Annotated in this window: 18 protein-coding genes; 7 read left to right on the plus strand and 11 right to left on the minus strand. The window is 65.9% G+C overall.

All coding sequences use genetic code 11. The annotated features are described in order from the left end of the window. Positions 1-212 precede the first annotated feature (212 nt). The 3 genes from AC1DN0_RS20920 to AC1DN0_RS20930 all read right to left on the minus strand — a co-directional run bounded on the left by AC1DN0_RS20920 (position 213) and on the right by AC1DN0_RS20930 (position 2382). Complete coding sequence (locus tag AC1DN0_RS20920; protein WP_477102291.1) at positions 213-662, minus strand: GatB/YqeY domain-containing protein; 450 nt, start codon at positions 660-662, stop codon at positions 213-215. A 132-nt stretch (positions 663-794) separates the two neighbouring features. Continuing rightward, positions 795-1007: a 30S ribosomal protein S21 gene (gene rpsU / locus AC1DN0_RS20925; RefSeq protein WP_035866409.1), complete on the minus strand. Its 213-nt coding sequence runs from the start codon at positions 1005-1007 to the stop codon at positions 795-797. Positions 1008-1107: 100 nt separating this feature from the next. Continuing rightward, the gene (locus AC1DN0_RS20930) at positions 1108-2382 is read right to left on the minus strand and encodes a BaiN/RdsA family NAD(P)/FAD-dependent oxidoreductase (protein WP_441631556.1); all 1275 of its coding nucleotides are present in this window, start codon (positions 2380-2382) and stop codon (positions 1108-1110) included. 175 nt (positions 2383-2557) lie between these two features. On the opposite strand from AC1DN0_RS20930, the gene tsaD reads away from it, so the two are divergent. Next, positions 2558-3589: a tRNA (adenosine(37)-N6)-threonylcarbamoyltransferase complex transferase subunit TsaD gene (gene tsaD, locus AC1DN0_RS20935; RefSeq protein ID WP_477111846.1), complete on the plus strand. Its 1032-nt coding sequence runs from the start codon at positions 2558-2560 to the stop codon at positions 3587-3589. 67 nt (positions 3590-3656) lie between these two features. Here the strand turns inward: tsaD and folE2 are convergent, their stop codons facing one another. From folE2 to AC1DN0_RS20955, 4 genes are all read right to left on the minus strand, one after another. Next, on the minus strand, positions 3657-4463 hold the full coding sequence (gene folE2 / locus AC1DN0_RS20940; RefSeq protein ID WP_035866417.1) for a GTP cyclohydrolase FolE2: 807 nt from the start codon (positions 4461-4463) through the stop codon (positions 3657-3659). Positions 4464-4735: 272 nt separating this feature from the next. After that, positions 4736-6646, minus strand: a complete 1911-nt coding sequence (gene dxs / locus AC1DN0_RS20945) for a 1-deoxy-D-xylulose-5-phosphate synthase (protein ID WP_441631561.1) — start codon at positions 6644-6646, stop codon at positions 4736-4738. Positions 6647-6715: 69 nt separating this feature from the next. Then, positions 6716-7636, minus strand: a complete 921-nt coding sequence (locus AC1DN0_RS20950) for a polyprenyl synthetase family protein (RefSeq protein WP_477111847.1) — start codon at positions 7634-7636, stop codon at positions 6716-6718. Further along, positions 7633-7932 carry an exodeoxyribonuclease VII small subunit gene (locus tag AC1DN0_RS20955; RefSeq protein ID WP_035866429.1) on the minus strand — a complete coding sequence of 100 codons (300 nt, stop codon included), beginning with the start codon at positions 7930-7932 and terminating at the stop codon, positions 7633-7635. The genes AC1DN0_RS20950 and AC1DN0_RS20955 overlap by 4 nt, the downstream gene beginning before the upstream one ends. Before the next feature lie 359 nt (positions 7933-8291). Between AC1DN0_RS20955 and AC1DN0_RS20960 the strand changes: the two genes are divergently transcribed. The 3 genes from AC1DN0_RS20960 to AC1DN0_RS20970 all read left to right on the plus strand — a co-directional run bounded on the left by AC1DN0_RS20960 (position 8292) and on the right by AC1DN0_RS20970 (position 11485). Next, complete coding sequence (locus tag AC1DN0_RS20960; protein ID WP_035866432.1) at positions 8292-9395, plus strand: aromatic ring-hydroxylating oxygenase subunit alpha; 1104 nt, start codon at positions 8292-8294, stop codon at positions 9393-9395. 245 nt (positions 9396-9640) lie between these two features. Then, the gene (locus AC1DN0_RS20965; RefSeq protein WP_035866435.1) at positions 9641-10561 is read left to right on the plus strand and encodes a DMT family transporter; all 921 of its coding nucleotides are present in this window, start codon (positions 9641-9643) and stop codon (positions 10559-10561) included. Between the two features lie 66 nt (positions 10562-10627). Then, on the plus strand, positions 10628-11485 hold the full coding sequence (locus tag AC1DN0_RS20970) for a sulfurtransferase (protein WP_441631564.1): 858 nt from the start codon (positions 10628-10630) through the stop codon (positions 11483-11485). 12 nt (positions 11486-11497) lie between these two features. Here AC1DN0_RS20970 and AC1DN0_RS20975 read toward each other — a convergent pair whose 3' ends face one another. The 4 genes from AC1DN0_RS20975 to polA all read right to left on the minus strand — a co-directional run bounded on the left by AC1DN0_RS20975 (position 11498) and on the right by polA (position 17888). After that, positions 11498-12325 (minus strand): ZIP family metal transporter, encoded by an 828-nt coding sequence (locus AC1DN0_RS20975; RefSeq protein ID WP_276286147.1) that lies wholly within the window; start codon positions 12323-12325, stop codon positions 11498-11500. A 182-nt stretch (positions 12326-12507) separates the two neighbouring features. Next, positions 12508-13380 carry a dienelactone hydrolase family protein gene (locus tag AC1DN0_RS20980; protein ID WP_477111848.1) on the minus strand — a complete coding sequence of 291 codons (873 nt, stop codon included), beginning with the start codon at positions 13378-13380 and terminating at the stop codon, positions 12508-12510. Between the two features lie 170 nt (positions 13381-13550). Next, the gene (locus tag AC1DN0_RS20985; RefSeq protein ID WP_477111849.1) at positions 13551-14879 is read right to left on the minus strand and encodes an NAD(P)/FAD-dependent oxidoreductase; all 1329 of its coding nucleotides are present in this window, start codon (positions 14877-14879) and stop codon (positions 13551-13553) included. 198 nt (positions 14880-15077) lie between these two features. Next, positions 15078-17888 (minus strand): DNA polymerase I, encoded by a 2811-nt coding sequence (polA, locus tag AC1DN0_RS20990; protein ID WP_477111850.1) that lies wholly within the window; start codon positions 17886-17888, stop codon positions 15078-15080. A 4-nt stretch (positions 17889-17892) separates the two neighbouring features. Here polA and AC1DN0_RS20995 point away from each other — a divergent pair, with 4 nt between their 5' ends. The 3 genes from AC1DN0_RS20995 to AC1DN0_RS21005 all read left to right on the plus strand — a co-directional run bounded on the left by AC1DN0_RS20995 (position 17893) and on the right by AC1DN0_RS21005 (position 20726). Next, the gene (locus tag AC1DN0_RS20995) at positions 17893-18831 is read left to right on the plus strand and encodes an LOG family protein (protein WP_441631572.1); all 939 of its coding nucleotides are present in this window, start codon (positions 17893-17895) and stop codon (positions 18829-18831) included. Between the two features lie 274 nt (positions 18832-19105). Beyond that, complete coding sequence (locus tag AC1DN0_RS21000) at positions 19106-19531, plus strand: hypothetical protein (protein WP_045239542.1); 426 nt, start codon at positions 19106-19108, stop codon at positions 19529-19531. Positions 19532-19742: 211 nt separating this feature from the next. After that, a complete protein-coding gene (locus AC1DN0_RS21005) occupies positions 19743-20726 on the plus strand; it encodes a homoserine kinase (RefSeq protein ID WP_477102294.1) in 984 nt (327 codons plus the stop codon). Positions 20727-20731: the final 5 nt, after the last annotated feature.

Here is a 20731-nt window from a genome sequence, read left to right on the forward strand (position 1 = left end):
GCCAAACCGCCCGTTGCAGCGGGCGGCAATATTGTGAATGCGTGACCGGCACTGCGCTTTCCGGCTCTACAACACTACATTGTAGTGCAGACGCAACGGATTGCAGCCAGGGCCGGCGAGGGGTGTCGGATCAAAAGCGTTTTAAGACGCACTTCCAGCAAAAAGCCGGATCGGCGGCGACTGGCCCCGATCCAGCGGCTGCCAGAGCTAGCTCAGCGCGCCGTCAGGGCGGCCTTGACCAGCCCCGACACGGCAGTCATGTCGGCGCGGCCGGCCAGCTTGGCCTTGAGCACCGCCATGACCTTGCCCATGTCCTGCGGACCGGCGGCGCCGCTCTCCGCGACTGCGGCCTGTACTTCCGCGGCAATTTCGGCCTCCGACAGCGCGGCGGGCATATAGACCTTGAGCACCTCGATTTCAGCGCTTTCCTTGTCCGCCAGGTCGATGCGGCCGGCTTGCGTGAACTGCGAGAGGGAGTCCTTGCGCTGCTTGACCAGCTTTTCGATCACGGCCAGCACGGCGGTGTCGTCGAGYTCGATGCGCTCGTCCACTTCCTTTTGCTTGATGGCCGCCAGCAGCAGCCGGATGGTGCCGAGGCGATCGGTTTCGCGGGCCCGCATGGCGGCCTTCATGTCATCAGTGATACGGGCTTTGAGGGAYATGGCAATTTTTCCAGGAAAGTGTGGGCGGGACATTGCCGGCCGGGCGAAACGCGCCGGCCGTCGGACCGCCAATGCAAAAACCCGCCGGAGCCTTGCCCACAGCGGGTTTTGATGCAGAAGCGAAGGGTGCGTTCAGTACAGCTTCTTCGGCAGCATCTGGCTGCGGATGCGCTTGTAGTGGCGCTTCTCGGCGGCGGCCTTCTTGCGCTTGCGCTCGGCCGTCGGCTTTTCGTAAAACTCACGTGCCCGCAATTCAGTAATCAAGCCGTTCTTTTCGATGGTGCGCTTGAAACGACGCATGGCGACTTCAAACGGCTCGTTTTCTTTGAGGTGGATCGTGGTCATCTTGCTGAAATATGTAGCAGCTGTTGGCGGTTTTACGAAAGCTACAAGTGTAGCACACACACTGTCAAGCCCGCGTGGCGCAAATTTTCCGCCGTGCCGCCTAGGCCACTCCCGCCGTCGCGGCGCGTGCGTTTTCCGCAACGGCCTGGCCGGCAGCCACGCCCGATGCCCAGGCCCACTGGAAGTTGTAGCCACCCAGCCAGCCGGTCACATCGACCACCTCGCCGATGAAGTACAGGTTGGGCACCGTCCGGGCCATCATGGTGGCCGATGACAGGGCCCGGGTATCCACCCCGCCGAGCGTGACCTCGGCCTTGCGATAGCCCTCGGTCCCCGCCGGGATCAACTCCCAGCTATTCAGCGCGGCCCCGAGCCGGCGCAGTGCCTTGTCCGGCATATCATGCAGGGGCTGCGCGCCGTTCAGGCCGGCAGCGGCGCACCAGGCATCGGCCAGGCGGGCCGGCAGGCGTTCGGCCAGCAGGTTGGCCAGGTGCTTGCGGCTGCTGCCCTTTTGCGCAAGCAGCCACTCACTTGCGTCGTTGCCGTCGAACAGGTCGATGGCGATGGGCGTGCCCGGCCGCCAGAAGCTGGAAATCTGCAGCACGGCGGGACCGGACAAACCGCGATGGGTCCACAGCAAGTCCTCACGGAAAGCGCCGGCCGTCTTGCCGCCGCCCGTAGCGATATCGACTTCCATCGATACGCCGGCCAGCGGCGCGAATGGCGCCCAGCCCTGTCCGTCGAAGGTGAGCGGCACCAGCGCCGGGCGCGTCTCGACCACGCCCAGGCCGAACTGGCGGGCGACGCGGTAGCCCAGGTCGGTGGCGCCGATCTTGGGAATGGAAAGTCCTCCGGTGGCCACCACCAGCGCGCCGGCGCGGATTGGCCCATTCGCCGTCATCAGCAGGAAATCGTCGCCTTCGCGCCTGACCTCGTCCACGCTGCAGCCGGTGCGCCAGTGCACGCCGCCGGCGCCGCATTCGGCGCGCAGCATCTCGATCACCTGCTCGGCGCTATCGTTGCAGAAGAGCTGGCCGCGGTGCTTCTCGTGCCAGTCGATCTCATGGCGCCGCATCAGGTCGAGGAAGTCCTGCGGTGTATAGCGCGCCAGCGCCGAACGGCAGAAGTGCGGATTACCAGACAGGTAATTGGCGGGCCCGGCCTGCAGGTTGGTGAAATTGCAGCGCCCGCCGCCCGAAATGCGGATTTTCTCTGCCAGCTTCGTGGCATGGTCGATCAGCACCACGCTGGCACCGCCCTGGCCCGCCACGGCGGCGCACATCATGCCGGCGGCCCCGGCGCCAAGCACTGCCACATCGAAGCGCCCTGCGCGCGCGCCAGCGTGGCCGGTCTGTGCGGTCTGCTTGCTGCCCATGTTTTTCTTGCCTACTGAATGCCCGCTGAAGAAGCGGCGATTGTAGCGAAAAGCAGGGCAATCGCCGCTGTGCTACCCTGCTGGCCTCACGCCAGGCTGCCGGTCCGATGGTCCGCCGCCCGCGCCAACCCCTTGATTTGCCGGCTTCCTTTGGTACCGGCCTTAGCTTCCCCCCATGCTTGTCCTTGGCATCGAATCTTCCTGCGACGAAACCGGCCTCGCCCTTTATGACACCGAGGCCGGGCTGCTCACCCACGCCCTGCACTCGCAGATCGCCATGCATCGCGACTACGGCGGCGTCGTGCCTGAACTCGCCTCCCGCGACCACATCCGCCGCGTGCTGCCACTGCTGCGGCAGATACTCGACGAAGCCGGCCGCACCCGTAAGGACATCGATGCGATCGCCTTCACGCAGGGGCCCGGCCTGGCCGGCGCATTGCTGGTGGGCGCGTCGGTGGCCAACGCCCTGGGCTTTGCCCTGAACGTGCCGATGCTGGGCGTGCACCATCTCGAGGGCCACCTGCTGTCGCCGCTGCTGACGCGCGATCCGCCGCCGTTCCCTTTCGTGGCCCTGCTGGTTTCCGGCGGGCACACGCAGTTGATGGAAGTGCGCGGCATCGGCGACTACGCCTTGCTGGGCGAAACGCTGGACGATGCCGCCGGCGAGGCCTTCGACAAGACCGCCAAGCTGCTGGGCCTGAGCTACCCTGGCGGCCCCGAGGTATCGCGGCTGGCCGAGTTCGGCGCGCCCGGCGCATATGCCCTGCCCCGCCCGATGCTGCATTCGGGCAATCTCGATTTCTCCTTCGCCGGCCTCAAGACGGCGGTGCTGACGCAAACCCGCAAGCTGGGCAACGTTTGCGAGCAGGACCGGGCCAATCTGGCGCGCTCCTTTGTCGACGCCATCGTCGACGTGCTGGCGGCCAAGTCCATGGCAGCGCTCAAGCAGACCGGGCATCGCCGGCTGGTGGTGGCCGGCGGCGTGGGCGCCAACCGGCAGCTGCGCGAGCGCCTGGACCAGCTGGGCGCGCAGAAGAAGATCCAGGTCTACTACCCGGACCTGGCCTTCTGTACCGACAACGGGGCCATGATCGCCTTTGCCGGCGCGATGCGGCTGCAGGCCGCGCCCGAACTGGCGCAGCACAGCTACGGCTACGGCGTGACGCCGCGCTGGGAACTGTCGGATATTCGCCTGCCGGCACGCTAGTCTTCCGCCGCTAAGCCAACAAAAAAGCCACCTTCGCGGTGGCTTTCTTGTTGGCTGAAGCGCCGGCTTACCGCACCGTGCGCTTGTCGCGCTCGATCACGGCATAAGCGCTGTGGTTGTGGATGGACTCGAAATTCTCGGCCTCCAGCACATACGCCACGATGCGATCGTCCGCATTCAGGCGCATGGCGATGTCGCGCACCAGGTCCTCGACGAACTTGGGATTCTCGTAAGCGCGCTCGGTGACGAACTTCTCGTCCGGACGCTTGAGCAGGCCCCACAACTCGCACGAGGCTTCTTCCTCGGCCATGCGCACCAGCGCCTCCACGGGCAGGTCGCCCGCCAGCTCGACATTCATGGTGATATGCGAGCGCTGGTTGTGCGCGCCGTACTGCGAGATCTTCTTCGAGCACGGGCACAGGCTGGTGACCGGCACCAGGGCCTTCAGGAAGACCTTGGTGGCACCGCCGCGCACTTCACCGATCAGCGTGACTTCGTAGTCCATCAGCGATTGCACGCCCGACACCGGCGCGATCTTGTTGATGAAATAGGGGAAGGTGACTTCGATGCGCCCGGCCTCGGCCTCCAGCTTGACCAGCATCTTGTCCAGCAGCGAACGGAAGGTCGCCAGTTCGAGCGGCTCGCGTTCTTCCTCGAGCAAGGCGACGAAGCGCGACATATGCGTGCCTTTCTGGTCGGCAGGCAGGTGCACGTCGAGGTTGAAGGTGCCTACCGTGGCCAGCACGCCGGCAGGTGTCTTCAGCGACAGGGGATAACGCACGCCCTTCACGCCCACCCGCTGGATYGGGATCTGGCGGGTATCGAGGCTCGACTGCACGTCGGGCATCACAAAGGCGGGATTGATGTCATTCATATTGATCGGGTTTCCTCTACGGTCGCGGCATTTTTCGCAGTCAACCTTGCCGCGCAACGAGTGTGAAACCGCGGGCGAGGGCAAGGGATGCCTTCCCGCAGCTGCGAACACAGAACTTGCGATTCTAAGGGAAATTGCCTGGTGCTGCCCATGAACGGGCGATACCCGCACGAACCATGCGGTGATAGCGGCAGAACGACAGTCGTACGATGACGAAACGCGAAGATTGCCGGCGCGCCCGCCTGCGGCGGGCACGCCGGCACCGGGACGGATCAGGCCGCGCGCGTGGCGACCGCCGCCTGGGTCAGCTTGAAGCGCTCGCGCACGGAGTGCTCGATGCCCTTGGCATCGAGCCCGCATTGCGACAGCAGGAAGGCCGGATCGCCATGGTCGACGAAGCGGTCGGGCAGGCCAAGCTGCAGCACCGGCACGGCGATGCCGGCGGCGGCCAGCGCTTCAAGCACCGCGCTGCCCGCGCCACCCATCACACAGCCTTCTTCGACGGTGACGAGATAGTCGTGCTCGTCCGCCAGCTTCTTCACCAGTTCTTCGTCGAGCGGCTTGACGAAGCGCATGTTGGCCACCGAAGCATCGAGCGCCTCGGCTGCGCCCAAAGCCGGGTGCAGCATCGAGCCGAACGCCAGGAAGGCCACGCGCTGGCCGGCGCGCGCGCCGCCGGTACGGCGCATCTCGCCCTTGCCGACCGGCAGCGCGGTGAGCGCGGTCTCGGTCGCCACGCCGGCGCCGGCGCCGCGCGGATAGCGCACGGCGGTCGGGCAGTCCTGCTGGAAGGCCGTGGTCAGCAACTGGCGGCATTCGTTCTCGTCGGCCGGCGTCATCACCATCATATTGGGGATGCAGCGCAGGAAGGCGATGTCGTATGCGCCGGCGTGGGTGGCGCCATCGGCGCCCACCAGGCCCGCACGGTCGAGCGCGAACACCACCGGCAGGTTCTGCAGCGCCACGTCGTGGATCAGCTGGTCATAGCCGCGCTGCAGGAAGGTGGAGTAGATCGCCAGCACCGGCTTGAGGCCTTCGCAGGCCAGGCCGCCCGCGAACGTCACGGCGTGCTGCTCGGCGATGCCCACATCGTAGTAACGATTCGGAAAACGCTTTTCGAACTCCACCATGCCCGAGCCTTCGCGCATGGCCGGCGTCACGCCGACCAGCTTGGGATCGGCGGCAGCCATGTCGCACAGCCAATCGCCGAACACCTGGGTATAGGTCTTGCGGGCCGGCTTGGGCGACGGACGGATGCCTTCAGCCGGGTTGAACTTGCCGGGACCGTGGTAGAGGATCGGGTCGGCTTCGGCCAGCTTGTAGCCCTGCCCTTTCTTGGTGACCACGTGCAGGAACTGCGGGCCGCCGCCCTCGAGGGCGCGCTGGCGGATGTTCTGCAGCGTCGGCACCAGCGACTCGAGATCGTGGCCATCGATCGGGCCGATGTAATTGAAGCCGAATTCCTCGAACAGCGTGGCCGGCACCACCATGCCCTTGGCATGTTCCTCGAAGCGCTTGGCGAACTCGAGCACCGGCGGGGCCACCGACAGCACCCGTTCGATGCCCTTCTTGGTGGCGGCGTAGAACTTGCCGCTCATCAGCCGAGCCAGGTGGTTGTTGAGCGCGCCGACCGGCGGCGAGATCGACATGTCGTTGTCGTTGAGCACCACCAGCAGCGGCAGGTCCTTGTAGACGCCGGCGTTGTTCATGGCTTCGAAGGCCATGCCGGCGGTCATCGCGCCATCGCCGATCACGGCGATGGAGACGCGCTTCTCGCCCAGCGTGCGGGCGCCCAGCGCCATGCCCAGCGCGGCCGAGATGGACGTGGAGGAATGCGCGGTGCCGAAGGTGTCGTACTCGCTTTCGCTGCGGCGCGGGAAACCCGAGATGCCGCCCCACTGGCGCAGCGAGTGCATGCGATCGCGGCGCCCGGTCAGGATCTTGTGCGGATAGCTTTGGTGGCCGACGTCCCATACCACGCGGTCGTCCGGTGTATGGAAGACGTAGTGCAGTGCGATGGTCAGTTCGACCGTGCCAAGGTTGGACGACAGGTGGCCGCCGGTTTGCGACACCGATTCGAGCACGTAGGCGCGGAGTTCGTCGGCCAACGTCTTGAGCTGGCGGCGGTCCAGCCGGCGGAGGGCTGCGGGGTCGTCAATAGTTTTGAGCAGTGCGTAGGTCATGATGTCCGTTCGGCGGCCGGATTCTTGTGCCCGGTTGTCGGTTTTCCTGCTTGTCAATTCAGCTCGCGCTCAATTCGAGCGCAGCACGATGAGATCGGCCAGTTCGGCCAGGCGTCCGGCGCGCGCGCCGAAGCCTGCCAGCGCCTCGTGCGCCGTGGTCCGGAGCTGCCCGGCCAGCTGGCGGGCAGGTTCGAGTCCCATCAACGACACATAGGTCGGCTTGTCATGGGCCGCGTCCTTGCCGGCGGTCTTGCCCAGCGTGGCGGTATCCGCGGTCACGTCGAGGATATCGTCCACCACCTGGAACGCCAGGCCCACGGCCGCGGCATAGCGGTCGAGCGCGGCCATGCCTGCCTCGTCCACCGTCCCGCAATAGGCGCCCATGCGCACGCTGGCCCGCAACAAGGCACCGGTCTTCATGCGGTGCATTGCCTCGAGTTCGCCCAGCGAAATCGCCAGGCCGACATGCTGCAGGTCGATTGCCTGCCCGCCCGCCATGCCGACCGAGCCCGAGGCCCGGGCCAGCTCGGCCACCAGGCGCAAGCGTGCGGCGGCGTCCAGCGAGGCAAGCGACGCCGACTCGGCCAGCACCACAAATGCCTGCGTTTGCAGCGCGTCGCCCACCAGCAGCGCCGTCGCTTCATCGTAGGCCTTGTGCACGGTAGGACGGCCGCGACGCAAATCGTCATCGTCCATGCAGGGCATATCGTCGTGCACCAGCGAGTACGCGTGGATCATCTCCACCGCACTGGCGGCCGCGTCGCAAGCCTCGGGCGCCGCACCGGCCACTTCGCCGGCCGCATGCACCAACAAGGGGCGTACACGCTTGCCGCCGCCGAGCACAGCATACCGCATGGCTTCGTGCAGCGTGCAAGGCACTGTTGCATTCGTGGGCAACGCGGCATCGAGCGCAGCCTCGGTCCTGGCGCCCTGGGCGCGCATCCAGGCGGCGAAATCGCCGGCTTCCACTTTCTGGCGCGAGTCGCTCATTCCGCGTCTCCCTGGATGCCGGCTTCGGCGGGCATGGGCTTGAGGACGTCGCCTTCCAGCACCTTGACCTGCTGCTCCACGCGCTCGAGCATCTGTTGGCAGTACCGGACCAGTTCAGCCCCGCGCTTGTACGCCGCCAGCGAATCTTCCAGCGGCAATGCGCCACCTTCCATGCTGGCTACCAGCCCCTCCAGTTCGGCCATGGCGGCTTCGTAGGAGGCGGGCGGCGCGGAGGCGGACCGCTGGTCGGTCGCGGCCGGATCGGTCTGGGCCGGGGAGCTCGTTGTCTTTGGCATTGCGGACATGGAATCTGGGGAAGCAGGGATTTTACGCCAAAGCGAGGCGATGCCCGCATCCCTTGCATAGGGATGCCCCTCAGGCCGTTGTCCGAAAGTGACTTGTGCGCTTGGGTCGTCTTTCCGAATGCGCCCTGAACGGCACCTTCATGACGACCCGGGTCGACTTTTTCGCTAAAAAGGCAAAAAAATCAGTCCCTTAACTTTTTGCCTCGGGTACAATCCGCGGTTCGTCAGCGCGAACTAAATCTACTGGCCCGGAAGCGGACCAGCGCGCGGCTGACTGTCTTTCCCATATCGATTATCTTTTCGATGGTTGGGTTGTTCACTGCTTTCGCCTGTCATAGGGAGTGGGGATAATGTCCAATCTCAGCACCGCGCTGAAACTGGTGCCGGCTGATACGCAACTGCCCGTCAACGTCTACATCGACGAGGCACTGCACCAACAAGAACTGGAACTGCTGTTCAAGAAGGGCCCTGGCTATGTCGGCCATGAACTGATGATCCCCGAGCCGGGCGATTATCACGCGCTCGCGGCAGAGGATGAGGGCCGCATCCTGGTACGCAATGCCGACGGGATCGAGCTCATGTCCAACGTCTGCCGCCACCGGCAGGCCATCATGCTCAACGGCCGCGGCAATGCGAAAAACATTGTCTGCCCCTTGCACCGCTGGACCTACGACCTGAAGGGCGAACTGCTCGGCGCACCGCATTTCGCCGAGCAGCCGTGCGTCCACCTGAAACGCTCGCCGCTGCAAAACTGGAACGGCCTGCTGTTCGAGGGCGAGCGCGATGTGCGTGCCGACCTGGCGCGCCTGGGCGTGGCCGAGGACCTGAACTTCGACGGCTACCTGCTCGACCACGTCGAGATCCACGAGTGCAACTACAACTGGAAGACCTTCATCGAGGTCTATCTGGAGGACTACCACGTCGTACCGTTCCACCCGGGCCTGGGCAGCTTTGTCTCCTGCGACGACCTGAGCTGGGAGTTCGGCGACTGGCACAGCGTCCAGACGGTGGGACTGCACGCCGGCCTCAAGCGCCCCGGCAGCCCCACGTACCAGAAGTGGCATGAGGCTGTCCTGCGCTTTAACAACGGCGTGCTGCCCAAGTACGGCGCGATCTGGCTCACCTACTACCCCAACATCATGGTGGAGTGGTACCCGAACGTGCTGGTGATATCGACCCTGCACCCGCTCGGGCCGAACAAGACGCGCAATGTCGTGGAGTTCTACTACCCCGAGGAAATTGTGCTGTTCGAGCGCGAGTTCGTCGAGGCGGAGCGCGCAGCGTATATGGAAACCTGCATCGAGGACGACGAGATCGCCGAGCGCATGGACGCCGGGCGCCGCGCACTGGCAAAGCGTGGCGTCAGCGAAACAGGACCCTACCAGTCGCCGATGGAAGACGGCATGCAGCACTTTCATGAATGGTATCGCCGCGCCATGTCCTTTACCGGCTGACCGGCGGGACAAGGCTTTGCGGGCCGCACAGGCATCGCGGCGAACAAAACGGACCGCCCGGGCGGTCCGTTTTGCGTTTGGTGCGGTGCACTCGCGCTGCTACAATCGCCGCTTCCGGTGTGCGCCCGGCGCCTCGCCGTCCCTGCACCGGCCATTCGCTTCGCGCGAAGCCTTTCGCGATGCCGCCCTGTTTGTCCATCACCAGGCGCGGCTCGCGCGCTGTTCATTCTTCCTTTCGCCTCGCCATGCAATCGCTCTGGATGCTGTTCGCCGCCTTCGCCTTTTCGTTGATGGGGGTGGGCGTCAAGCTGGCGTCCGAGTTCTATGCCACCGGCGAGATCGTGTTCTACCGCAGCCTGATCGGCGTGATCATCATGTGGACGGTGCTGGCTTCGTCGGGTACCTCGGTACGCACGCCGCATATGTCCATGCACATCAAGCGCAGCCTGTTCGGCGTGACCGCCCTGCTGCTGTGGTTCACCTCGATCACCATGCTGCCCCTGGCCACGGCGATGACCCTGAACTACATGTCGCCGGTCTGGATCGCGCTGATCCTGGGCGCCGGCGCCGCGCTGGCGGGCACGGGCGGCGCAGACCGCAAGCTGATCGGCGCCATCCTGATGTCGTTCGCCGGCGTGCTGTGCCTGCTGCAGCCGTCCGTCGGCCACAACCAGCTCACCGGCGGCCTGATCGGCCTTATCTCCGGCATCTTCACCGCGCTGGCCTATGTCGAGGTGCGCCAGCTCGGCCAGCTGGGCGAGCCCGAAGGCCGCATCGTGTTCTATTTCTCGGCAGTCGGGATGGTGGTGGGCCTGGCCTGGATGCTGCTCACCGGCCCAAGCGCCCACACCTGGCATGGGGCGGGCCTGCTGCTGGCCATCGGCATCCTTGCCACGCTCGGGCAGACCGCGATGACGCGCGCCTACAAGCGCGGCAACACGCTGCTCACCGCCAACCTGCAATACGCCGGCATTGTGTTCTCCAGCTTCTGGGGCATGATCATCTGGCGCGACCAGCTCAACTGGCTGTCCTGGGTGGGCATGGCGCTGATCATCGCGAGCGGCATCGCCACCACCCTGACCCGGGCCCGCGAAAGCTCCAACAAGCAGCCGACCGCCGATACCCCGGTCAAGTCCCCCGAGGCGGAAGTGCACCCCGAGGTGTAGCATCGAAGGTGGCGAACGGTGCTCACCCGCCGATGCCGTACAGCCCTCCCAACCCAAGGTTATGCCATGTTCACCACCCTGATCTCCAGCCAGGACCTGCGCGCGCTGCGCGAAGACAGCAGCCGCCACAGCGTCGTGATTGACTGCAGCTTCGACCTGGCCAACCCCGCCGCCGGACGCGATGCCTACCATGTGGGCCACCTGCCGGGCGCCTTCTACCTGCACCTGGACAACGAATTGTCCGGCGAGAAGACGGGGAGCAACGGCCGCCACCCCTTGCCCGATCCCAATACGCTGGCCGCGCGCCTGCGCGCGCTCGGCGTGAATGAAGACACCCAGGTCATCGCCTACGATGCGCAGGGCGGCATGTACGCGGCACGCGCCTGGTGGCTGCTGCGCTGGCTGGGCCACGGCGCGGTGGCGGTACTGGATGGTGGCAAGAACGCATGGGTGGCAGCCGGCCTGCCGCTCGAGGCCGGCAATACGCCGGACCCYGAAACGCCCGGCAACCTGATGCGCAAGGCCTCGCTGGTACCCACGGTGGATGCCGACGCGGTGCTGGCCAACCTGGCAAACCCGACGCGGCTGGTGGTGGATGCCCGCGCAGCGGACCGTTTCCGCGGCGAGAACGAAACGCTCGATCCCGTCGGCGGGCATATCCCTGGCGCGGTCAACCGCTTCTTCAAGGACAACCTGGAAGGCAATGGCAGCTTCAAGCCGGCCGCCACGCTGAAGCAGGAGTTCGGCCAGGTGCTGGCCGGAACGCCGGCCAGCGAGGCGGTCATGCAATGCGGCTCGGGCGTGACCGCCTGCCACAACCTGCTGGCGCTGGAGGTGGCGGGCTTGCCGGGCGCCGCGCTCTATCCGGGCTCCTGGAGCGAGTGGTGCGCCGACCCGGCGCGGCCGGTGGCGAGCGGCGCCTGAACGCGGGCGTCCTTATCTGGCGGGAGCCGCCACGCCGTGCGCATGGGCATGGCCATGCGCCTCGTGCACGCCATTGGTGATGAAGAAGATCGCGCAAATCCCGGTGGCCACCAGCACTACCTGGATGATCGACTCGCGCCAGCGCGGCTTGCGCTGCATCTGCGGCATCAGGTCGCTGACGGCGATATAGACGAAGCTGCTCGATGCGATCACCAGCACATAGGGAATCCAGCCGCTCATCTGGTCGAGCAGGAAGTAGCCCACCACGCCGCCGGCAATGGCAGCCAGGCTGGACAGCAGGTTGAAGGCAAAGGCGCGCGCCTTGGAGAACCCCGCGTTGAGCAACACGATGAAATCGCCCACTTCCTGCGGGATCTCGTGGGCGGCAATGGCCAGCGCGGTGACCAGGCCGATATGCGGATCGGCCAGGAAGGCGGCGGCGATCACGATGCCATCGGCAAAGTTGTGGAAGGTATCGCCCACCAGGATGGCCATGCCGCTGCGGCCGGCTTCCTCGCGGTCGTGGCCGTGATGGTGGTGGTGCCCGTCGCCTTCGTGATGGTGCGAGTGGCGCAGCAGCGCGACCTTCTCCAGCAGGAAGAAGCCGAGCAGGCCGGCCAGCAGGGTGCCGAACAAGGCACGCGGATCGGCGCCCGATTCGAAGGCCTCCGGCAGGGAGTGCAGCAGCGCCGTGGCCAGCAGCACGCCTACCGAGAAGCTCACCATGCGCTCGACCACGCGCGAGGCTACCGTCAGCGACAGCAGCGCCGCCCCCAGGATACTGCCCACCCCCGAGATGGTGGCGGCAAGCAGGATGTAGACAAGCGTGGAATGGATGATGGGCTCCCGGGACCGGCTATCCGCTCAACAGTAGCGGCACCGACCTTAGACGCAACACTGTTGCAAGAAACGAAGCACGCATTGTACGTAGATTGGCGCCGACTTTGCAAATCCTGCGGCACAAGCCGTATTTGCCGCTCGCTCCGCCGGCGCCAGGATTCAACGCAAGCTATCGCACCGCCCTACACACCGTGTTGCTTGAACCACGCCAGGCAGCGCTGCCAGCCATCCTTGGCGTCGGCTTCCCGGTAGCTGGGCCGGTAGTCCGCATTGAAGGCATGGCCGGATTCCGGATAGACCACGAAGGTGGAGGCCTTGGCAAAGGGATCGCTCGATGCCGCCAGCGTCGCCTTCATTTTCTCGACCTGTTCCTGCGTGATGCCGGTGTCCTTTCCGCCATAGAGGCCCAGCACCGGCACCTTGAGCTGGCTGGCCAGGTCGATCGGATTCCTGGGCTTGACCGGGGTCGGCTCGCCCACCAGCTGGCCATACCAGGCCACGCCCGCCTTGACCTGCTGACTATGCGCAGCGTACAGCCAGGTGATGCGTCCGCCCCAGCAAAAACCGGTGATGGCCAGTCTGCTGGCATTGCCGCCGTTGGCCTTGGCCCAAGCCACCGCTGCGTCGAGATCGCCCATGACCTGCTCATCCGGCACCTTGGAAATCAGCTTGGACTGCAGTTCCTGGATGGTGCCGAAGCTGCTGGGATCGCCCTGGCGCGCGAACAACTCCGGCGCGATGGCGAGGTAGCCCAGCTTGGCGAAGCGCCGGCAGATATCGGCGATATGTTCGTGCACGCCGAAGATCTCGCTCACCACCAGTATCACCGGCAGGTTGGTCTTGCCTTCCGGCTGGGCGCGATAGGCGGGCATATTGAAGCCGCCCGAGGCAATGGTGACCTCGCCGGCGGTGAGGCCGGCGAAATCGGTCTTGATGGCCTGCGCCATCACGGGCATGGCGGCCGCGGCAAATGCCGAGCCCAGCGCTGTCTTGACGAAGGCGCGGCGGTCATAGGACTGGCCGGGTACGAGGCTTTCCACTTCTGGCTTCAGCATGCGGTCTCCTGTTTGGCTTGGATGGCGAATCCGGGTGGGCAAGACATGGGGCGGCGCTGCCGGTCAATACTGGCAGCGCCGGGAGTCCGATTCTAAGCAAACATGGAGTTCAGCGCACGCGGCCGGCAAGAGGGGCGAACCTCGCCCTAACACGGCTCATGCGGCTCAACTTAGTGCAGCTTGACGCGCGGGCTGGTCTTGCTGCGCAGCCAGTGGGTCACGGTATCCAGTCCCATGCCCACGGCACCGTGCAGCGCCATGACATGCATGCGGTACAAGGAGGTGTACATCACCCGGGCCATGAGGCCTTCGATGAACATCGAGCCGCCGATCAGGCCGCCCATCAGGCTGCCGACCGCGCTGAAGTGCCCCAGCGACACCAGCGAGCCCAGATCCTTGAAGGCGAACGACGGCAGCGGCTTTCCGGCCAGCCGCGCGCGCAGCGCGTCGTAGAGGAACACGGCTTGCTGGTGCGCGGCCTGGGCACGCGGCGGCACGGTGCCCTGTTTCTCGGGCCAGGGGCAGCTGGCGCAATCGCCGAAGGCGAAGATATCGGGATCGGCTTCGCTTTGCAGCGTGGGCTTGACCACGATCTGCCCCATCCGGCTCACCGGCAGGCCAAGCGTGGAGAGCACCGGCGGCGCGGTGATGCCCGCGGCCCACACCGTCAGGTCGGCATCGATGTGCTTGCCGCTGGCGGTCAGCACCGCATCCTCCGTGACTTCGGTGACGCGCTCGGCGGTGAGGACCTCAATGTCGAGCTTGTGAAGCAGTTTGGTGGTTTCCGCGGAAACCCGCTCGGAAAGCGCGGGCAGGATGCGCGGGCCGGCCTCGACCACGTGGATGCGCACGTCGCGGCGCGGATCCAGCTGGTGCAGCCCGTAGGCGCTGAGCACATGCGCGGTGTTGCGCAACTCGGCCGAGAGTTCGACGCCGGTAGCGCCGGCCCCGATGATGGCGACATCCACGCGCGGGCGGCCGTCGTCGCCGATGCGCCCGCGTCCGTTCTGGGCGCGCACGCAGGCCGAGATCAGCTTGCGGCGGAAGCGTTCCGCCTGGTCCACGGTGTCGAGCGCGATGGCGTTGCCCGCGGCGCCGGGCACGCCGAAGAAATGCGTCACGCAGCCGATGGCCAGTACCAGGGTGTCGTAGGGCAGTTCGCGCGCGGGCAGCAGCTCCGTGCCGTCGAGGTCGACGCAGGCCGCCACCGCGATGGTCTTGCGGGTGCGGTCGATGCCGGTCAGCTCGCCTTGCTGGAACTCGAAATGGTGCCAGCGCGCCTGCGCTACGTATTCCAGCTGATGGGTGTGGGGATCCATGCTGCCGGCGGCGACTTCATGCAGCAGCGGTTTCCAGATATGCGTGGGGGAGCGGTCCACCAGTACCACCTGCGCGGCCCCGCTCTTGCCGAGCTTGTCGCCCAGCCGCGTGACCAGTTCCAGACCGCCTGCTCCTCCTCCGACTACGATGATTCGATGCGCCCTTCCCTCTGTGCTCATGATCTACCCAGTGTCGTCGATATTCTTTTGCGGGGCCTGACGCGAGCCAGTGACCCCGGCTTTCCGCCAGTCTGCTGCACAGCAGCAAGACTGGCAAGACGCCAATCACCGATTCAGCGGTCGCTTCAATCGGAACCAGAATGCAGGAATAGCGGGACGGGGGCAATCCCGGAGCGGCCCCAGGGGCCGCCCCGTCGTTTAGTGYGCCTCCTCCCAGTTGCTGCCGGTACCGACCTCGGCCACCAGCGGCACGCGCAGCTCAGCCACCGAGCACATCAGCTCCGGCAGCTTCACCTTGACCAGTTCCAGCTCGGCCTGCGGTACTTCCAGCACCAGTTCATCGTGTACCTGCATCACCTGGCGCGTACCCAGGCCGTCGCGCTCCAGCCAGTTCTGCACGGCGATCATGGACAGCTTGATCAGGTCGGCGGCGGTGCCCTGCATCGGCGCATTGATGGCAGCCCGCTCGGCGCCCTGGCGGCGCGGGCCGTTGCCGCCATTGATGTCCGGCAGCCACAGGCGGCGGCCGAACACGGTCTCGACGAAGCCCTGCTCGCGCGCGGTCTGCCGCGTTTCCTCCATGTACCGCGCCACGCCGGGGTAGCGCATGAAATAACGGTCGATATAGTGCTTGGCCGCCTCGCGCTCGATGCCGAGGTTGCTGGCCAGGCCAAATGCGCTCATGCCGTAGATCAGGCCGAAATTGATGACCTTGGCGTAGCGGCGCTGCTCGCTGCTGACCGCATCCGTGCTGACGCCGAAGATCTCGGCCGCAGTGGCGCGGTGCACGTCCTCGCCTTCGGCGAACGAGCGCATCAGGTTCTCGTCGCCCGAGATATGGGCCATGATGCGCAGCTCGATCTGCGAATAATCGGCCGACACGATCACATTGCCGGGGGCTGCGATGAAGGCCTCGCGGATGCGGCGGCCTTCCTCGGTACGCACCGGGATGTTCTGCAGGTTGGGCTCGGTCGAAGCCAGCCGGCCGGTCACCGCGGTGGTTTGCCCATAGCTCGTATGCACGCGCCCGGTGGCCGGGTTGACCATCTTGGGCAGCTTGTCTGTATAGGTGGACTTGAGCTTGGCCAGGCCACGGTAGTCCAGCAGCAGCTTGGGCAGCGGGTAATCCTCGGCCAGCTTCTGCAGCACTTCCTCGTCGGTGGAAGGCGCGCCGCTGGCGGTCTTCTTGACCACCGGCAGCTTCATCTGGCCGAACAGGATCTCGCCGATCTGCTTGGGCGAGCCAAGGTTGAAGGGCTGGCCCGCGGCCTCGTAGGCGGCTTGCTCCAGCTCCAGCATGCGCTGGCCGAGCTGCGCGCTCTGTGCGCCCAGGCGGTCGGAATCGATCAGCACGCCGTTGCGCTCGATCTTCTGCAACACCACGGAAACCGGCATCTCGATCTGCTCGTAGACGTAGCGCACGCCCTGCAAGGCCTCCACCTGCGGATACATGTTGCGGTGCAGGCGCAGCGTGACGTCGGCGTCCTCGGCGGCGTATTCGGTGGCGCGCGCAATGTCGATCTGGTCGAAGCCGATCTGGCTGGCGCCCTTGCCGCACACTTCCTCGTAGCTGATGGTCTTGAGGCCGAGCAGGCGCTCGGCAAGGCTGTCCATGCCGTGGTTGCGGTGGGACGCCAGCACGTAGCTCTGCAGCATGGTGTCATGCGCGATGCCACGGAAATTCACGCCGTGGTTGGCGAAAACATGCGAGTCGTATTTCAGGTTCTGGCCTACCTTGGCGCGCGACGGATCCTCCAGCCAGGCACGCATGCGCTCCAGCACGGCCTCGCGCCCGAGCTGGCCGTTGGCCTCCAGGCCGACCACATCGGGGCCGCGGTGGGCAACCGGGATATAGCAGGCTTCGCCCGGCTCGATCGACAGCGAGATGCCGACGAGTTGCGCCTGCATCGGGTCCAGCGAGGTGGTCTCGGTATCGATGGACACCAGCGGCGCGGTTTCGATACGCCGCATCCAGGCCTCCAGCGCCGCCTCGGTCGCCACGGTTTCGTAGCGGATCTGCGCCGGCGCCGGAGCGTCGTCGAACAGACCGCCCTGGGCCGGGCCCGCCTCTGCCGCCGCCGTACCGCCGGCAGCGGGCTGCGCCGCGCTGGCGCGCGCCTGGGCACGGGGGTTCGGCAGGCTTTCGCCGGTCGCCTCGCGCAGCCAGGTCTTGAAACCATAGCGCGCAAAGAAATCGATCAGCTTTTCCTTGTCCTCGCCGCTTTCCCGGAGCTGGTGGAAATTGGCCAGCGAGCTCTTCAGGTCGCAGTCGGTCTTGACCGTCACCAGCTCGCGCGCCTTGGGCAACCACTCCAGCGTATTGCGCAGGTTCTCGCCCACCACGCCCTTGATGCCGGCGGCGCCGGCCATGATGTCGTCGAGCGTGCCGTATTCGGTGAGCCATTTGACCGCCGTCTTGGGGCCGACCTTGGGCACGCCGGGCACGTTGTCCACCGCATCGCCGATCAGCGAGAGGTAGTCGACGATGCGCGCCGGCGGCACGCCGAACTTGGCCACGACGCCGGGCGGGTCGAGCACTTCGCCGCTCATGGTGTTGACCAGGGTGACATGGTCGTCGACCAGCTGGGCCAGGTCCTTGTCGCCGGTGGAGACCACCGTGCGCATGCCTTCGGCGGTAGCCTGGCGGGCCAGCGTGCCGATCACGTCGTCGGCCTCCACGCCCTCCACCACCACGATCGGCCAGCCCAGCGCGCGCACCGCCTCGTGGATCGGCTCGATCTGCCTGGCAAGGTCTTCGGGCATCGACGGGCGATGCTCCTTGTAGGCAGGATAAAGATCGTCGCGGAAGGTCTTACCCTTGGCGTCGAACACGCAAGCGCTATACTCTGCCGGGAAATCGTTGCGCAGCTTGCGCAGCATATTGATCATGCCGTAGATTGCCCCTGTGGGCAGCCCCTCCCCGTTCCTCAGATCCGGCAGGGCGTGATACGCGCGATACAAATAGCTCGACCCATCGACGAGCAAGAGTGTTTTTGGACTATCCGACATTCCCATGGACTCAAAATTGACTGGTGCCGCCGCAGGCGGTGCGAACGCCGCCCCCCTCTCCGACGCAGCCGGCGCCGAAAACCCGGCGGCGGCCCTCAAGCAGGCCGCGGAAGGCAGTATTACCACCGCGGCCGATATGGACGTGAACGTGACGGTCAGCACTGCCGCCGAAGGCCCGGGAGATACGGCTCCCGCCTCCGGCATCCGCGCCAACCCGCGCAAGATGATTCCCAGCCTGCGTGCGCTGGCCGACGAAGACCGCGCGACCGCAAAGAAGGCGCGCGCCTCGTGGCAAATGTTCACGATTATGGCAGAGTTCATCGAGGCGACCGAGTACCTTTCGGAGATCCGCCCGGCCGTCTCGATCTACGGCAGCGCGCGCCTGCGCGAGGATTCCCCCTACTACCAGCGCACCATCGAGATCGCCCGGCTGTTCTCCGACGCCGGCTTCGCGGTCATCTCGGGCGGCGGCCCGGGCATCATGGAAGCGGCCAACAAGGGCGCCCACGCAGGCAAATCGGCCAGCGTCGGCCTGAACATCGAGCTTCCGCACGAGCAGCAAGGCAATCCCTACCAGGACATCGCCATGCGCTTTCGCCACTTCTTCACGCGCAAGGTGACCTTCGTCAAGAATTCGGACGCCTTTATCGTGATGCCGGGTGGCTTCGGCACGCTCGACGAGCTGGCCGAAGTGCTGACCCTGGTACAGACCGGCAAGTCCCGTGCCGTGCCGGTGGTGCTGTTCGGCAGCCGTTTCTGGAAGGGCCTGCTCGACTGGTTCCGCTTCACGCTGCTGCCGATGGGCCTGATCGCCGAGCATGACCTCGACCTGATGAAAATCGTGGACGAGCCGCATGAAGTGCTCGAAGCGGTCTATGAGTACTACGAGCAGCGCGGCGGCGACAACCCGATCCCGCCCAAGGAAGAGATGTTCTACCTGTAAGCAGGGCTTGCACCGGGGCCGCCCGCCCTTCCGGAGCCGCAAGGCCCCGGAGGCGGCATGTTGCACCGCCGACCGACAGCCTCCGCCATTTCCGGACCCGTGCCCGGGCGGCCGCCTCTTAAAGGTGGCCGCCGGGTCACCGCAAGGGGCCCGGCGCGGGCAGGAATTGCTAGAATGGAAGCCTGACACACTGCCAAAGCCCGGCGCCGCCGGACTGCAGCGCCATTCGTGGTGCAGCATGCCCAGAGCCTGCAGCACTGCACAGGAGCCTTCAATGACCTCCCCCACTCTCCTGGCCACCGCGCGTGCGGAAGAGCCGGAGCCGTTCCCGGCCGCCGCCCGCGCGCTGGGTTTTGCAGCCCTGCTGGCGCTTTGCGCCCCCGCTGCGGTGATGGCGCAGCCGAACACCGAGCAGGCGGGCGGCGCCCTGACCCAGCAAGAGCTGAACCAGATCAACAACCGGCCGATCACCTCGCCGGCCAAGACCCAGCTGAACCAGCCGCGCGAACCGAGCTTCCAGCTCAATGAGCGGGATGGCACCCAGGTCCGGGAATACAAGAACAAGGGCCAGGCCACCGATATCGAGGTCAAGTCCGGCATGGGCACCAAGTACCAGATGAGCAAGCCGGAAGACAGCTCGCCGAAGATCCGGGACCATGACACGAACCGCGTACCATCGGTCAAGGTGCTGCAATTCTGAGCACCGGCACGCCGGGTTTTAGCACCCCGGCTCCCGGGCCCTGGTTTTCGCTATCTGCTGTCTGCTTTCTGCTTCTTGTTTTCTGATTTCTGATTTCCCACGACCCCGCCAGACGATCACGGCGGGGCCGCGCCGGCGTTTCCGGCATCCATGCCGCGAGAGCCAAGCTTGCTTGCGCCCGCCGCCATCCGTTTCGATTCAAAAAAAGAGTATGGCCGTATTCACCACGGTCTCGCCGGACGAGATCGCCAGTTGGCTCCTTGATTACAACCTGGGCGAAATGCGCAATTTGCGCGGCATTGCCTCGGGCATCGAGAACAGCAATTTCTTCCTGACCATGGAGCAGGATGGCTGCACGCATGAATATGTGCTGACCATCTTCGAGCGCCTGACGTTTGAGCAGTTGCCGTATTACCTGCACCTGATGGCCCACCTGGCGGCGCACGGCATCCGCGTGCCGGCCCCGGTCCCGGACCGCGACGGCGAAATCCTGCGTACCCTCAAGGGCAAGCCGGCCACCATCGTCACGCGCCTGCCGGGCGGCTCGCAGCTGGCCCCCGGGGCCGGGCATTGTGCGGAAGTGGGCGACATGCTCGCCCGCATGCACCTTGCCGGCCAGAGCTATCCGCGCCAGCAGCCGAACCTGCGCAGCCTGCCCTGGTGGCAACAGACGGAGGGCGAGATCCTGCCTTTCCTGGATGCCGGCCAGCAAGCGCTGCTGCGGCAGGAACTGGCCCACCAGACCGCCTTCTTCGGCAGCACCGCTTACGCGGCCTTGCCGGGCGGCCCCTGCCATTGCGACCTGTTCCGCGACAATGCGCTGTTCGAGGACGACCAGGGCGGCCAGGACAAGCTGGGCGGCTTCTTCGACTTCTACTTCGCCGGCAACGACAAGTGGCTGTTCGACCTGGCGGTCACCGTCAATGACTGGTGCATCGACCTGGCCACCGGCACGCTCGACGATGCCCGCGTCCAGGCCTTGCTGCGGGCTTATCATGCTGTGAGACCGCTGGGTCCCACCGAGGCGCAGCACTGGCGCGACATGCTGCGCGCCGGCGCGCTGCGTTTCTGGATTTCCCGGCTGTGGGACTTCTACCTGCCGCGCGAGGCCGACATGCTGCAACCGCACGACCCAACCCATTTCGAACGCATCCTGCGCCGGCGCATCGAAGCCGACGCGCTGCCCTGGACCTGACCGTC

This window comes from Cupriavidus sp. 05N39 (genome assembly GCF_056397325.1).

Excerpts from the sequence above, each read along its gene's own strand:
- rpsU (WP_035866409.1), bottom strand. The coding sequence starts at position 1,007 with ATGACCACGATCCACCTCAAAGAAAACGAGCCGTTTGAAGTCGCCATG.
- AC1DN0_RS20930 (WP_441631556.1), bottom strand. The coding sequence starts at position 2,382 with ATGGGCAGCAAGCAGACCGCACAGACCGGCCACGCTGGCGCGCGCGCA.
- tsaD (WP_477111846.1), top strand. The coding sequence starts at position 2,558 with ATGCTTGTCCTTGGCATCGAATCTTCCTGCGACGAAACCGGCCTCGCC.
- dxs (WP_441631561.1), bottom strand. The coding sequence starts at position 6,646 with ATGACCTACGCACTGCTCAAAACTATTGACGACCCCGCAGCCCTCCGC.
- AC1DN0_RS20950 (WP_477111847.1), bottom strand. The coding sequence starts at position 7,636 with ATGAGCGACTCGCGCCAGAAAGTGGAAGCCGGCGATTTCGCCGCCTGG.
- AC1DN0_RS20955 (WP_035866429.1), bottom strand. The coding sequence starts at position 7,932 with ATGCCAAAGACAACGAGCTCCCCGGCCCAGACCGATCCGGCCGCGACC.
- AC1DN0_RS20960 (WP_035866432.1), top strand. The coding sequence starts at position 8,292 with ATGTCCAATCTCAGCACCGCGCTGAAACTGGTGCCGGCTGATACGCAA.
- AC1DN0_RS20965 (WP_035866435.1), top strand. The coding sequence starts at position 9,641 with ATGCAATCGCTCTGGATGCTGTTCGCCGCCTTCGCCTTTTCGTTGATG.
- AC1DN0_RS20980 (WP_477111848.1), bottom strand. The coding sequence starts at position 13,380 with ATGCTGAAGCCAGAAGTGGAAAGCCTCGTACCCGGCCAGTCCTATGAC.
- AC1DN0_RS20985 (WP_477111849.1), bottom strand. The coding sequence starts at position 14,879 with ATGAGCACAGAGGGAAGGGCGCATCGAATCATCGTAGTCGGAGGAGGA.
- AC1DN0_RS20995 (WP_441631572.1), top strand. The coding sequence starts at position 17,893 with ATGGACTCAAAATTGACTGGTGCCGCCGCAGGCGGTGCGAACGCCGCC.
- AC1DN0_RS21000 (WP_045239542.1), top strand. The coding sequence starts at position 19,106 with ATGACCTCCCCCACTCTCCTGGCCACCGCGCGTGCGGAAGAGCCGGAG.
- AC1DN0_RS21005 (WP_477102294.1), top strand. The coding sequence starts at position 19,743 with ATGGCCGTATTCACCACGGTCTCGCCGGACGAGATCGCCAGTTGGCTC.